This window comes from Niastella sp. sgz303648, from assembly GCF_059587045.1.
In genome coordinates this window covers 296599-312160 of sequence record NZ_JCAPSW010000006.1, presented here as the reverse complement: position 1 = coordinate 312160, position 15562 = coordinate 296599, and the positions used below count along the sequence as shown (strand labels likewise).

The following is a 15562-nucleotide window of genomic DNA, read 5'->3' as shown; positions in this document are numbered from 1 at the left end:
TAAAAAGCTATGCCACCAACTATATTAACAGGCAGAATTAAAACGCTGCTCGCTTTTGCAGCAATTTACATTATCTGGGGATCAGGATTTTTAGGTGTACAGGTTGCGTTAAAAAGCTTTCCACCCTTTTTGCTATCTGCTTTGCGTTTATTGATAGCAGGCATTGCATTGATGGTATTTTGCATGATGAGAAAAGAAAAAATGCCTGCACTCAAAGCTATCGCAACAAATGCTGTCAGCGGACTTGTACTTTTTGGCGGAGGCATAATTGCTGTAGTGTGGGCGCAGCAATTTCTTTCATCAAGTCTTGCATCAGTAATTATAACCACCCCCTTCTGGTTTATCATTCTCGATAAAAAGCAATGGAAATTTTATTTCTCCAGTAAGTGGATCATTTCAGGCCTGATCACCGGTTTATCAGGAGTAATACTTTTACTCAGCTTTAAAAAAGGCAGGGCCGGCAATGTTTCTGAAGAAATGCAATTATTGGGCATCCTTATTATGATAGCAGGCAGCTTTTTGTGGGTAGCAGGTTCCCTGTATTTGAAATACAAACCAACCGGTGCTTCGGTGTATGTCAATACCTGTATACAGTTCCTTAGTGCCGGAGTATGTTGTTTTTTGCTAAGCCTTTTTAAAGGTGACGCAATGAATCTGTCAATCGATACCATACGAACAGATTCAATGGTTGCCCTGCTGTACCTTTCCATTGCCAGTTCACTAATCACCTTTCTGGCATATATGTCGCTTATTAAAACACAGCCAGCTGTTGTTGTGAGCACCTATGCTTATGTGAATCCATTGGTAGCAACCTTACTCGGATGGCTGTTTGCCGGTGAGCATATTCAGTTTATTCAAATCATTGCGCTGTTTATTATTTTAGCCGGTGTACTGTTTGTAAACATACCCAAATACATAATTTACAGGAGGCAGTTACATAAATCGGCGCCATTATTTGGGTAGTTTTTGAGTAGTTTCCTGCACTGCGACTCATCCCCTGAAATCAATCGTTTGTGGTTTTTCAAATAAAGGCATTACTCACCGTAACCATTGACCAGGGTTGTGCTATTCACGCTTAAAATAATTACCAATAAATATATCTTAATAAGTATCTTCGCCAATAATTACCCGCTCAATTTAAAGGTATTTCCACAGCTGCAGGAATCATTCTTCCTGTTAGCAAAGGGATTACAATTGCCGAAAAAAAATTTTGAAAGAATTTTTACCAGCCGGCAAATGATGCATTAGATAATACATCTTTTTTTAGAACTTTTTTTAAGCACGTGTTCAGGTTATCTGAACAATTGCTTGCTTTACCCTTCTTGTTTGAAGGTGATTTTACATGTCAATAACTGTAAACCAATATCATGCATTATCAATCGCATCATAGATTTCACATACCAGTAATGGGTTTGGCTTATACCATTGATAGTCCTGTAAAAGTTGCCCGGTTTGGGATTTCTTCAGTTATTTCAATAGTTGAAGACCGGTTGATTGAAATGATGCGGAAACATTATTATCCTGCAATCGGTTTGGAATATTGCCCTATACCCACTCATGAAGACGATTACAGAGCCAAACGAATTACCGATTACCTGAACCTGGTAAATACAATCGTTCAGTCGCAGGTTTCAAAGTTGAGGAAAGCAGCATTTGAAGCAGGCTCTGAAATAGTGAAATACTTTGAAATGTTGCCGGAAGACAGTTCGCTCAAACAACTGTACGTTCAAATGATGAAGGCAGACAATTCGCAGGAAAAAGAAAAAATGGAAGCATATCTGCGTAGTCAAATACAGCCCGGTCATATTGATGTAAATATTATGACAAAAACAGACAGAAATAATTATACCAAGCAGGGTGAATTGAGGAAAGATGGCTCCGATGCAGTGGCTGCGTTACGGGGTTATGCCCAAAGCAATCTCAGCAATTCTTCTGTTGTTTTTTCTGCAGGGATGAACCCCCGGCTATATAATTACCTTGAACAATGTAAAGAGTTTGATATAAACGAAGATGGAGGATTCTCAAAAAAAATAATTGTAAAAGTCAGTGATTACCGTTCGGCATTAATACAGGGAAAGTATCTGGCCAAAAAAGGAATTTGGGTAAGTGAATTCAGAATTGAATCGGGTTTGAATTGCGGAGGACACGCTTTTGCTACTGAAGGTTATTTGATGGGACCGATACTGGAGGAATTCAAAACAAAAAAACAGGAGCTTATTGATTCGCTTTTCGAAATTTATAATACTGCGCTTCAGAAAAAAAGTAATATAACATTCAGGTATCCTCCACAAATGATATTTTCTGCACAGGGAGGAATCGGTACTTCTGAGGAAGACAACTTTTTGCATCAACATTACGATATACAAAGTACGGGATGGGGTACTCCCTTCCTGCTGGTACCCGAAGCTACCACTGTTGATGAAGAAACGTTGAAGCTGTTATGTGCCGCAAAAGAAAATGATGTAACGTTGAGCCGGAACTCTCCGTTAGGCGTTCGCTTTCATTACCTTAAGGGAACCAGTAGTGAAAATGAAAAATTGTTACGTATTAAGAATGGTAAACCAGGTAGTCCCTGCACTGAAAAGCATCTTGCCTTTAATACAGAATTTACCAAAGAGCCTATTTGCACAGCATCGCATAAATATCAGAAATTAAAAATTGCTCAACTGCAATCGCTTAATCTGCCATCAGTTGAATACCAAAAGCAATTGAATGAGGTATTAAGCAAAGAATGTTTATGCGTGGGACTAAGCAATGCCGCTGCTATTAATTATGATGAAACTTTTATTAAGAAACTGAACGCAGTAACAATTTGTCCCGGCCCAAATATTGTCAACTTCGACAAAACGGTTTCGCTGCAAACCATGACAGATCATATTTACGGAAGAAAAAATATATTAACAGAAACAAACAGGCCGCATATGTTTGTTGCGGAACTACATTTATATATTGATTACCTGAAAGAACAATTGGAAAACACAAATCCTGAGGAATTATTAAAAAACAAAAAATACTATTCAACGTTTTATCAGAACTTAAAGGATGGTATACTATATTATCAACAGTTACGCAACATATCTTCAACCAATCGTTACCAATTTATGAAAGCCTTATATAATGCCGGGCTTGAATTGGATTATATAAACTATCGTTATCAGGTCAGTGACAGATAAGCTGATATTTTTTACAATATAGAAAGTTTCTCACCGCGAAGTCCGGTGTAAATGGTGCATTACTCCTACCATCTACACATAAAATAGTCTATGCATATGTAATGTTGTTTGAAAAGAGCCCATCACTAACGGAGGTCAGCTGAGCGTTTCCGGAACAAGGGAAAAGCAACGGTTAACCCGACCGGGATGAAATAAGTGTGTGCCTGAAACAAAATGGTAGAATTTTTGTAATTAATTAACAATACCATATTATCTGTTCAGGCAGAATTTATGAAAAAATTGTATATTCAATCACCTATGCCTTAATTAACCAGCAGGTGACCCGGGCTTTTAAAACAACAGAACTAAAATAGAAATATGAAAAATAGCTTCGCTTTCTTTTTACTACTCTTATCAACGACAGGTTTTGCACAACAAACGGTTGTTGAAAAATTTCAAAAGATCGGCAATGTTCAACAGGCACAACAATTCATCGACGCCAATCCCGAATTAAAGCCGGCCCTGCTTAAACTTTCTGCCGGTAAAGATTCCAGCCTCATCGAAAAAAGATTATTGCGGCAGAAACAGGGAGATGTTTTTTCGGTGGGCTATGTTACCTACAAAATAATTGAAGCAACAGAATCCATTAAATACCGGGCAAGTTATATTTTTCTGGATGGCGGATCCTTAACCAATTCTGAAGTAGACAGTCTGAAAAAGCTCATCGTGCAAAAAGCAAATTCCGGCGCATCATGGGACCAGCTTTCTGACCAGTATACTATGGACGGCAATAAAACCCATGGCGATACCGACTGGTTTTTTGGAGAACTAATGATGCCAAAAGAATTTCAGGAGGCTGTAGCAGCGCATAAAACCGGCGAAATATTTTTTGTAGATGTATCGGAACGCCAATGGCATTATATTGTTAAAAAAACATATGATGATCAGTTGAAGAAGGATATAACGGTGCTGCGCGCGAACGGGCGATAATGAGATCGGAAGTCTGAAGTCAGAAAATGCCGTAGTTCATACTTGCGGCTTTCTATTTCAGACTTCTGCTTTCCTACTTCATACTTTTTACATCTCAGTTCCTGCATCTTACTTCCTGCTTTTTACCTCCTACTTCCCAATTCCAGCTTAAGCAGCCTTATAAATTGCCACAATGGTTAACCAGCCCCGCCTTTTGAAACCCGGGTGTTATTCTATAACAATAATTCTTTATATCACTGTAATTACGTAGATTTATTATATGTCACACTAACAAAACGAAACGTTCAGCTTCAGTTATCGATTGGCCTGCGGCCATGACGCCATTGCTGAAAAAATACAGCAAAAAGAAGCATCCGCTTGAAGCGAAAAATCCATATCAATGGATTGTAATGGTTGTATTATCTGCACAATCAACCGATAACCTGATCAATCAAATTGCTCCCGAATTTTTTAAAGCGTTTCCTGATATGCGGGCATTGTCGAATGCTGATGCCGAACTATTATTTCCCTACATAAGCAAGGTGAGAAATTTTCGACACAAGGCACAGTGGCTTGTTGGCATGGCAAAAGAAATTAAAAAAGACAGCAATATTCCACTTGACATAGAAGCGCTTGTTGCATTACCGGGCATTGGCAGGAAGTCGGCCAATGTAATACGACGCGGAGCGAATGCAACGCCGGCAGGCATTATCGTTGATCTGCATACAGTACGGGTCGCAAACAGGTTAGGCATTGTAAATACAGAGACTCCTGAAAAGATCGAAAAACAATTAATGGAAATGTTGCCCCCCAAACAATGGGATGCCGGCATGGCTATGTCATTTTTAGGGAGAGAGATTTGCAGGCCCAAACCCGAATGCCCGGTTTGTTTGATGAAGGGGGTTTGTGCTTACTATAATAAAGTTGTGAGGAAGCAATTAAAAAAACCAATAACAAAATAAAGCCGCTAAAGCAGCTACCAGCGTGTTCAATCCGTTCACCCAATTATTTGTGATCCATCCTTTCCGTTCAAAAGATGCACCGAGAATGGAATCGGCGAGGTTACCAGCGGTGCCCGCCAATACTATCCATATTGCATGAGCGCTGTGAGCATAGCCGGTCAGATAAATAACAGCGATCATACCGCTGCCGGCAATACCCCATAAGGTGCCTTCGAAACTTACAACGCCATCCAAACCACGTTTATCTTTTTTAAAGGAAAGGATATTATAAAAACGCTTTCCGTAAACACTACCCAACTCGCTCGACAAAGTATCGGCGCTGGCCGAAGAAAGTGCAGCAGCAGTCGCCAGTTGCCACATAATCATTTGGTGAGGATATATCCAGGCCAGCAAGCCCGCCAGTGCGGCTACACCGCCGTTGGCCAGCACCTGTCCTGCAGTGCGTTGTCCTTTATTTTTTTCGGCTATGCCCAGCCGCTCTTTTTCATTACGGCCGATCGCAGTAGCGAGGGTGCCGGCAACAAAAAAAGCAGCCAGCATCATTAAACCAGTGATATCGCCGCCTTTGTATACCAACCAGCCAAGGCAACCGCCGGTAAACGCACCGGGAACGGTTAATTTACGGAACCAGATGCTTGCTGTAACGCCGAGACAAAGAATAAAAAGTACAATCCAATCAGTAGTATTCACGGTAGCAAGTTAATATTTAAGTTCGCGCAAAGGCGCTAAGCCACAAAGAAAAGCAAAGCCGTGCCACGATTTTGAACCGTGGCACGGCTTCTTCAAAAGCGCCTTTGCGGCTTAGCGAGAAATATTCTTACTTGCCCTTCGGTTCATACACCCCATATATCGCATCGCGGAAGCGTTTGTGCAGTTTCACTTTATCGAAAGGAACCATTTGAGTAAATAATACTGCGGTCAATTCATTTACCGGATCAACCCAAAACACGGTACTGGCGGCGCCATCCCAGAAAAACTCACCCACTACGCCATTGTTCTCGTCTTTGGTGGCAGGTGGTTGGGTGCGCACCGCGAAATCAATTCCAAAACCAACGCGTCCTTTCGAGGGCAGCCACATACGTTTTGAAATGGTATCGCTTAGTTGACTGGTCGACATTAACTGCACTGTTTCGGGTTTTAAAATACGAACCTTACCAGCACGGCCTTTGTTCACCAGCATTTGTGCAAACTTCATATAGTCATCGAGTGTAGAGGTAAGTCCGAAGCCGCCCGGTTTCAATGCCCAGTCTTTTGTATTAAATGCATTGGCCTGTTCATCGGGCACGCGGGTTAACGTGCCGTTATCACTTCGGTTATACAAGGCCGCAAAATGTGGCCGGTTATTTTCGGCAACTATATACCAGGTATTCGTCATTTTCAACGGATCGAAAATGGTTTCCTTCAGGTATTGGTCGAACGGTTTGCCCGAAAGCCTTTCAACCAAACAGGCCTGTACATCTACCGAAGGTCCGTAAGCCCATTGATCACCGGGATCAAATTGCAATGGCAAACTTGCCAGTCTTTTTGCCATTTCACTCAGCGTATTGGAAGGATTCATCACATCCACTTTTCGTACCAGGTCGGCCAGCGCGGGAATATCAGTACCTGCAAAGCCGGCCGTATGCCGGGTTATATCACGTATCGTGATCGGGCGTTTGGCAGGTTGCAGAATCATATTGCCATTTTGATCAACTCCTTTAAACACTTTCATATCAGCGAACTCAGGCAAATATTTCGACAGCGGATCATCGAGCTGAAAGGCGCCTTTTTCGTATAAGGTCATCAGCGCCACACCGGTTACCGGTTTGGTCATGGAAAAGATGCGCACAATGGTATTGCGGTCCATGGCAATTTTTGCCTCGCGGTCGGCATCGCCAAAAGCATTGTAATACACTTCCTTTCCCTTTTCAAAAATCAGTGCCGATACACCAACCGTTTTGCCTGAATCGATAAAACTTTTTAAGGTAGAATCTATACGGTTTTTAACCGTTGCGGTGATTATTGAATCAGGTTTATTCTTTTCACTATAAGGTGTTGACCATTGAAAGGCACACACAACAAGCAAAGCGGGCAGTATGGCAAGGATCGTTTTATTCATAGTTGTTTTTTAATCTTTCCTTATCATTATCAATAATTCTTTGAAAGTAAAATTTTTTAGCAATATGAAGTATTCCATTTTCTAAATATAAATTAAAAAAACAATACATGAAATACAGCAGTAGATCTACAACACTGTTATTATCAAGACTATTATAACACTAACGTTTTATAACAAACGAATTTAAACAATCCTGTTTAACGCGGTTTTTATCAAAATCAACACGCTTTTTGCCAAAAATGGCACACTTACCAAATCAATGAGATAAATCGAGGTTTTATAAAGAAGTCTTATTAGTTTTATTACATAAAGATTCTGATATCCATTATTTATAAAGTTTCCGCACCCCTTGTTTTACTTTAAAAAATAGCGACTACATAAATTCCATTTTTATTCTTACTTGTTCTGTTACGAATCATTTACGTATCAGATTTTACTAATTTCCCGGAAAGTGCTTTGCACCTTCTTTTGTTCTGTTAATATTAAAGTCTGTTGTAAGTATTTTCATTTCTGATGATATAGTTGCTTCTATTTTCTCCGCACCCTATCACCTGCTCTGATAGCCATCTATCAGATAACTCAATCCATTTCTATTTTATAATAATACAGGTCATATAATGACTTAAAATATTCATGCGCAGAATGGCGGGAATGATTATAAAATTTGTAACCCAAAGAAAAAATACAAAAAAAGGAATAAGCCGATGCCGAAATATAAAAAAGGTTTTTTAACAAACTCAATTGTTTAAAAAATGAAACAAGATGAAATCAAAAAAGCCATGCAATTCCTGGAGGCTAAAGTATTAACACCTCTGGAAGAAAATACAATTGTAGGCGGCACAGTACCTGTAAAAGAACAGCATGTGCATCATCATGATATTTTTCAGCATCATGATCATGATGTAAGTTAAAAGTAAGATTTCCTTAATCAACATGGATAGGAAGTAGGGCGTTTCTCCTGCTTCCTACCCTTTAATGAAAATTGGGTAAAACTATTCGTATGACAACATTAACAGAAATCGAACAAAATAAATTCAGTACTGAATGGTGGGACAGTTTTATGGACGAGACTCATTACCTGTCAAATACCGCCGTATTCAAAAACTGTATGGATAAAAACGAAACAGCATCCCTGCGCAACTATGTTCTGGAAATCCTTAGAACATTGGCAACGTTGAGAACCAATAAATACGGTTACAGGGTTTATACAGATGGGATTTTATTGGATGCAGATGGGATGAATGAAATGTATGATTCTCCTCCTTTGGAAACTGAAAGCCTGGATGAATGGACGAAGCGGGTATTTCAGGACAAAAAATTTGGGATGATCATCAATTTAGGCGAGAAATTTAATCCGGAGCTCTCTAAAATTATAGCGCTTAAACTTGCGCCGCTTTTTAAAAAAGTTGGATTCCCAAGAGATGGCATCAACTTTACTTTATTTATTGGAAATTATGATAAAACCCCGTTGGGTATTCATAAAGACCAGGCTGGTCAGAGTGTGATACATTTTCATTTAGGACCGGGAGGTAAAACTATGTATACCTGGGATAATGCTCAATACGAAGATCTTATTTCAAAGAATGGTTACTCCAGGAAGGATATTGATCAACTGTTACCTTATGCTACCAAATTCGCATTTGAAGAAGGAGACCTGTACTATATGCCCGAAGGCGAATATCATATTGGTACACAGGAGGGGCTTTCGATTGCACTCACTGCGTGGCAGTATAATCTTACAAAAGAAAAAATAGCCAAAAAGTTAATAAAAGTAATGCTGAGCGAATTTCTCGACTTTAACGAAGATCTGTTAAAACCCGATAAAACCGACCTGAATGAGGTTAGCGGGTTGAATGAGGTGTTGGATATTATTAAATTTCCTCCGGAGCTTGCCGGGCTGACTTATAAAGAACTCATGCAGGAGGTGTATAAAGATTATCGTTACTCGATACATAGCAATGCAGGGTATCGCACCACCCTTGCCCCTAAAAAAGAAAATGCAATTAGTGATGCAGAAACCATCGTAGAGATAGAATCACCTTTCAGGATATTGTATAAAGATTCTATAACCGGAGATAAAATGCATGTTTTTGTACGTGGCGTAAAACTGGAATTTAAAAACTTCGAATGTATAAAGCGGATGATAGACCTGATCAATAACAACGAGCCTGTGAAGGTAAAGCATCTTGTGGCAGTCTTAGACAAGGAATGGGACCCGCAGGTAGGCCTTTACATTTTAAATATGCTCCATGTTAATCATGGCATCCGTATTATTCATTATTAATTTTCAATCGTATCATTATGCAGTCATCCATAAATAAGTTTGATGCGGACTGGTGGGACCATTTTTTTGAAAACACCGGGGATATGACAACAACCGCCGTCTTTGCTGATTGTATGCCCAAAGAAGAAACAGCTTTGATGCGAAAATATATATTGCAGTTATTGGCTGGCCTCGCCAAATTGCGAACAGACAAATATGGATACAGGGTATTTGTGGAAGGCAAGCAGCTAAACAAGAACGAAATGCTTGCAATTTATGATAGTCCCCCATTGGAAGGTGAAGATGTATCCGATTGGAGCACCAGGGTATTCGGCGACAAAAAATTCGGTATGATCATCAACCAGGGAGAACGTTTTCATCGCGAATTATCGAAGCTGATAGCATTGAAATTAAAGCCGCTGCTTGAAAAAAAAGGAGTTCCGACTGAAGGTATCATATTTACTTTTTTTATTGGAAATTACGATAGTACACCGCTGGGCATACATACAGATTTACCGGGCAAAAGCGTCATCCATTTTCATTTGGGGCCGGGACCTAAAACTATGTATACCTGGAATACGGAAGAATACGAAAGCATTGCCGGAGAACAAAAACATAATAACCAGGAAATTGGTAAATACCTGCCCTATGCAGCTAAACATTTCTTCCGGGAAGGAGATCTTTATTTTATGCCGGAGAACATTTATCATGTAGGTACGCAGGAAGGGTTATCAATCGGCATAGCCTGCTGGTGCAACAACCGGTCTAATCATGATTTTGCAACAAGTTTACAGGCCATGGTCTCTGAAAAATATTTGCGAAAGACAGATCTCATGCTGAAGCCTGACTGCAACCAGCTGGATGACACCAACGGAATTGAAAAGACACTTGCCGCTTACGATTTCCCTGCTGAACTGGAAGCAATGACTTTTAAAGACCTGATGAGATATATGTATAAAAACCTTAGATATAGCCTGCGAAGTAACGCAGGCTACAGGAAAAGTCCTTTTCCTAAAAAGGAAGATATTCATTTTGGATTTGAAGATATCATTCAGGTAGAGGAGCCATACCGCATTTTATATTGCGATGCGCTTCAAAGCGATAAAATGTACATGTATGTAAGGGGTATTCAAACCGAATTGAAAAAATTTCATGGAATAAAGTTGTTCATTGATCTGATAAATACCGGAGATCCCATTAAAGTCAAAGACCTGATCAATGTTTTAGATAAAGACTGGGACCCGGAAATAGGATTGTATTTGTTAGAATCTGTGTATAAACAGAATGGGATCAGAATCGTTAATCATCAGGCATAATGAAATTTACGTACCAGTTCGACCAGATGGATTGTGGTCCCGCCTGTTTATCTATGATTGCGAGCCATTATGGTAAGCAATATCCGCTTCAATACCTGCGGGACCACTCTTTTATTACCCGCGAGGGAGTTTCTTTGGCAGGCATTAGTGAGGCCGCCCAGAAAATAGGCTTTAAAACTATATCTGCAAAAGTCGGGTTGGAGAATCTGCACCAACTCGACCTGCCTTGCATTCTCTATTGGAATCAGAAGCATTTTGTAGTGCTGTACAAAGTTTTTAAAAGATCCGGTCAATATATTTATAAAATTGCTGATCCGGCAATGGGGTTTATTTCCTGTAGCGCCGATCAGGTAAGGAAATACTGGGCTGTTGAAGGAAATAACGGTATTGCACTCCTGCTGTATCCAACAGATGATTTTTTCCAACAGCAACCTCCCCCGGTCAAACACTTATCTCTAAAGCATTTGATTGGCTATCTAAATCCTTATAAAAAGCAGCTGGGCATAACCTTTTTACTGCTATTCCTCGGGAGTAGTATAACATTTGTTCTTCCCTTCCTTACGCAAAATCTCATCGATAAAGGAGTTCAGCCCAAAAATCACTCTTTCATTTTGCTCATTTTGATGGGGCAACTGGCCTTGTTCCTTGGTTCATTATTTATAGAGATTATAAGAAGCTGGCTGATGTTAATTGTAGGAGCAAGGATAAATATAAAGATCCTTTCTGATTACCTCACCAAATTGCTTAAGCTGCCGGTTAAATTCTTTGAAACCAAATTAATAGGTGATTTTAATCAGCGTATACAAGACCATGAAAAGATTGAAACATTCCTGACTTCGCAAAGCCTGCTCTCCCTGTTTTCATTCCTTACTGTTACCGCATTCCTTGGCGTCTTATATTATTACAATCGTTATATATTAGGCGTTTATTTATTACTAACGGCTTTGTCTATTTGCTGGTCTTACTTATTTTTAAGAAAAAGGAGAGCGCTCGATTATACACGTTTTCAGCAACGAACAGAAAATCAAAGCTCAATACATGAAATTATTAATGGGGTTGTTGAAATGAAATTGAATCAATTTCAGCGTTATAAACTAAGTAAATGGGAACAAATTCAGCGTAAGTTGTTCAGGCTTAATGTGCGGGTCCTGAAAATAGACCAATTTCAAATATCCGGATTTGAGTTTATCAACCAGTTGAAAAATATTCTCGTAACATTTCTTTCGGCCAATTATGTTATCGAAAACAATATGACATTGGGCCAGCTATTAAGTATTACTTTCATAATTGGCCAGATGAATTCTCCGGTAAACCAGCTGATCACGTTTTTCCGCTCTTTGCAGGATGCTAAATTAAGTTTTGAAAGATTAGATGAAATCCATTATCACCCGGAAGAAGAACAGCCCGAACAGGTACCCATTAAAGATTCGCCATTAAACAAACATTTACAGGAGGCAGGGATTCGCATTGAAAACGTTAACTTCCGGTATGGCGGAAAAAAATCACCCCTGGTATTGAAAAATATCGATTTACTCATTCCGGAGGGTAAAACCACGGCCATTGTGGGATCCAGCGGAAGCGGTAAAACAACCCTGATGAAACTGCTGTTGAAATTCTATGACCCATCGGCAGGAAATATTTTCTTCAACGATCAGCACATTTCGTCTGTTTCGGCCGAAAGCTTACGATCAAATAGCGGTGTTGTTATGCAGGACGGATATATTTTTTCCGACACCATTGAAAGAAATATCGCTACAGGCGAAGAAATGATCAATTACGCTAAATTAAATGACGCTATTCGAATAGCTAATATAGATGAGTTCATAAACAGCCTGCCACTAAAAGGCACTACTAAAATTGGTGCGGCAGGCATTGGACTATCAGGCGGTCAGCGACAAAGAATACTTATAGCAAGAGCCATATATAAGGCTCCGCGTTATATTTTCTTTGATGAAGCAACAAGTTCGCTGGATGCAGAAAACGAAAAAATAATTCATCATAATCTGACGAATTTCTTTAGACGTAGAACGGTAATCATTATTGCACACCGGTTATCGACTGTTAAAAATGCCGACCAGGTAGTAGTTCTGAAAAACGGAGAAATAATTGAGAGAGGTCATCATAAGGAACTTATTCAGAAAGATGGTGAATATTATAACCTGGTCAAAAACCAGTTGGAATTAGGACGCTAATGCAGTGTGAAATTGGGTTACTTACTAAAGAACTTGTATGAAGCTTAATTATTTCCGGATTGTTTGGAGAAATTTAATGAAGAATAAGCTGAACGCTTTCATTAACATAGCAGGCCTGGCTCTTGGCTTCACCTGCTGCCTGTTGCTTTTCCTTACTCTCTACTTTGAATTTTCATTCGACGGGTTTCATAAAAACAGATCACAACTGTTTAAACTGTACGAAGTAAGTCATACCCCCGGCGGTGATGAAAAAAACGGAGCTATGGCTTACCCCGTGGTACCTGCTTTAAAAGCAAACATACCGGGAATCAGCAAAGCTTCCTCTGTGATGTGGGGCGGGCAGGGTATCATGTATAAAAATAAAGAGCTCGAAAAAGACCTTATACTGGTTGACAATGATTTCTTTGAAATGTTTTCTTTCTCCATTCTATCCGGTATCAAAACCGTTCCCCTTGCCGGTACAGGCGACCTTGTAATGGATTATTCCACTTCTAAAGCCTTGTTTGGAACCGAAGATCCTATTGGAAAAACCGTAAAGATAAACGTAGGCGGAGAATGGAAGGATGTAACTGTTTCGGCCGTGATACAGGATGCTCCCAACAATTCATCTATACACTACAACCTGCTTGCAAGAATTGAGCTGAATAGCAATTATACAATTTTTAAAAATAACTGGCAGGAGCAAAACCATACCATTTTTGTTCAGGCTGCACCGGGTTTTTCAAAAAAGCAGTTGGAAAGTGAGCTTCGGCAACTTGTAAAAAAATATAATCTTTTTGATGAAAATCAGTTAACTCAACAGGGATACCGAAAAGACCAAAATGGGGATAGTTATGTGTGGAAGCTGGCGCCTTTTACAACCCTTCATTTTGACGAAGAGTTGGGAATGGGTAATACGGCCAACAAAAAATACTTGTATTTACTCGTTCTTATCGCTGTAGCTGTACTAATCATCGCTTGTTTCAACTTCGTTAATCTTAGTGTTGCCAATGCTTTTACAAGAGCAAAGGAAGTAGGTGTAAGGAAAACAATCGGCGCGGGATCATCGCAAATATTCTGGCAGTTTTGGGTGGAAAGCCTTTTCTGTTGTTGTGTGGCTGTAATCATCGCACTTCTCTTATCGGCTTATTTGCTACCATCTTTTAATCTTTTGTTTTCTGAAAACATTCAGGCTGCCATCCTATTGCAGCCATCCATCATCGTAAGCATTGTGTTGGGTATCCTAATGATGGCTTTTATGGCAGGAGGGTATCCTGCAATACTAATGTCGCGATTTAAAGCGGCATCCGTTTTAAAAGGTAATGTATTTGTAAGCAACTCTTCCGGAATAAGAAATGGATTGATCATATTTCAGTTCTTAATGGCCAACATACTTATATGCAGCACACTGATCATTTATCACCAGTTTCAATATATGCGTACTGCACCGCTGGGTTTTTCACAGGAGTCTGTTATTAGTATCCCGGTAAAACATACTGATAAAACCCGGCAATATATTGAACAATTGCAAAACCGGCTATTCTCCCGGCCGCAGTTAGTTAGCATAACCGGAAGCTCCATGAATATTGGTATTGGAGGAGATAACGGTGAAAGCAACCGGAGTATAGGGTTCCGGTATAACGATAAATCCATTAATACTGAACTGCTGACAGTGGGGTATGACTATTTGAAAACTTTCGACATAAAATTGCTTGAAGGCCGGGATTTTGGCAGGCAATATAAATCAGAGGGGGATACCTCTGTAACACACGTTATTGTTACTAAAAGTATGGCCAAACAATTCGGCTCCGATCAGGTGGTGGGACTTTCCTTTTACCCCGATAAGGCAAAACCTAAATGGACGATAATAGGCGTTATTCCCGACATTCACATCTATTCCATGCATGAGCAACTGATGCCTGTTGCATTACAAATGAATCCACAGGAGGTATTGAGTTATATACTTGTAAAGGTAAAAACAGCCAATCCTTCTGCCACATTAAATATGGTTGCCGATGAGTATAAGATAATTGAGCCCGACAACACATTTTCTCCTACTTACCTTACTGAAAATATACGGCGTTGGTATGAAAAAGAACAACGCCTGTCAACCATATTTTTTTTGGCGGCGATCATAGCAATAGCCCTATCCTGCCTTGGTTTATTTGCCATAGTTTCTCTTGTAATGTTTCAACGCCGTAAGGAAATAGGAATACACAAGATACTGGGGGCTTCTACATCATACCTGGCGATCTTTTTATCGAAAGACTTTTTAAAACTTGTGTTTACAGGTTGCCTGATCGCTACCCCACTGGCATGGTATTTCCTTCATAAGTGGCTTGAAAATTTCATCTACAGGATTGACATAAACTGGTGGATATTTCCCCTGACCGCGATGCTTACTGTTTTCATTGCATTATTTGTAATTAGCTTTCAAACAATAAGATCATCTCTCATCAATCCGGTTAAGAGTTTGAGACAAAGCTGAAACCGAAAACACACAACCGGTATTTATTTTTTTTACGAAGGTAGTTGTTAACAACAAACAGGACAGGCAGTGTGGCAAGGATCGTTCTCATGTTTATTTTTTTTAATCTTTTCCCTGATTAATAGCTATTTGAAAGTAACTAT

11 protein-coding genes are annotated in these 15562 nt (G+C 39.7%); 9 read left to right on the top strand and 2 right to left on the bottom strand.

Annotated elements, in window-relative coordinates:
- Positions 1-9: 9 nt before the first annotated feature.
- The 4 genes from AC59IL_RS19460 (at position 10) to AC59IL_RS19445 (ending at position 5083) form a co-directional block, all read left to right on the top strand.
- The gene (locus tag AC59IL_RS19460; RefSeq protein ID WP_496553854.1) at positions 10-963 is read left to right on the top strand and encodes an EamA family transporter; all 954 of its coding nucleotides are present in this window, start codon (positions 10-12) and stop codon (positions 961-963) included.
- Positions 964-1367: 404 nt separating this feature from the next.
- The gene (locus tag AC59IL_RS19455; protein ID WP_496553853.1) at positions 1368-3173 is read left to right on the top strand and encodes a hypothetical protein; all 1806 of its coding nucleotides are present in this window, start codon (positions 1368-1370) and stop codon (positions 3171-3173) included.
- Positions 3174-3530: 357 nt separating this feature from the next.
- On the top strand, positions 3531-4142 hold the full coding sequence (locus AC59IL_RS19450) for a peptidylprolyl isomerase (RefSeq protein ID WP_496553852.1): 612 nt from the start codon (positions 3531-3533) through the stop codon (positions 4140-4142).
- A gap of 314 nt (positions 4143-4456) precedes the next feature.
- Positions 4457-5083: an endonuclease III domain-containing protein gene (locus AC59IL_RS19445; protein ID WP_496553851.1), complete on the top strand. Its 627-nt coding sequence runs from the start codon at positions 4457-4459 to the stop codon at positions 5081-5083.
- Here AC59IL_RS19445 and AC59IL_RS19440 read toward each other — a convergent pair.
- On the bottom strand, positions 5060-5773 hold the full coding sequence (locus tag AC59IL_RS19440; RefSeq protein WP_496553850.1) for a DUF92 domain-containing protein: 714 nt from the start codon (positions 5771-5773) through the stop codon (positions 5060-5062). The genes AC59IL_RS19445 and AC59IL_RS19440 overlap by 24 nt on opposite strands.
- Before the next feature lie 127 nt (positions 5774-5900).
- On the bottom strand, positions 5901-7181 hold the full coding sequence (locus AC59IL_RS19435) for a serine hydrolase domain-containing protein (protein ID WP_496553849.1): 1281 nt from the start codon (positions 7179-7181) through the stop codon (positions 5901-5903).
- 752 nt (positions 7182-7933) lie between these two features.
- On the opposite strand from AC59IL_RS19435, the gene AC59IL_RS19430 reads away from it, so the two are divergent.
- The 5 genes from AC59IL_RS19430 to AC59IL_RS19410 all read left to right on the top strand — a co-directional run bounded on the left by AC59IL_RS19430 (position 7934) and on the right by AC59IL_RS19410 (position 15419).
- Complete coding sequence (locus AC59IL_RS19430; RefSeq protein ID WP_496553848.1) at positions 7934-8092, top strand: hypothetical protein; 159 nt, start codon at positions 7934-7936, stop codon at positions 8090-8092.
- 89 nt (positions 8093-8181) lie between these two features.
- Positions 8182-9465, top strand: coding sequence for a hypothetical protein (locus AC59IL_RS19425; RefSeq protein ID WP_496553847.1), 1284 nt, complete (start codon positions 8182-8184; stop codon positions 9463-9465).
- 83 nt (positions 9466-9548) lie between these two features.
- The gene (locus tag AC59IL_RS19420; protein WP_496553846.1) at positions 9549-10760 is read left to right on the top strand and encodes a hypothetical protein; all 1212 of its coding nucleotides are present in this window, start codon (positions 9549-9551) and stop codon (positions 10758-10760) included.
- Positions 10760-12952, top strand: a complete 2193-nt coding sequence (locus AC59IL_RS19415) for a peptidase domain-containing ABC transporter (RefSeq protein WP_496553845.1) — start codon at positions 10760-10762, stop codon at positions 12950-12952. Before AC59IL_RS19420 ends, AC59IL_RS19415 begins: the two co-directional genes overlap by 1 nt.
- Before the next feature lie 37 nt (positions 12953-12989).
- Entirely contained in the window at positions 12990-15419 is a 2430-nt protein-coding gene (locus AC59IL_RS19410; RefSeq protein ID WP_496553844.1) for an ABC transporter permease, read from the top strand.
- The last annotated feature ends 143 nt before the right edge of the window (positions 15420-15562 follow it).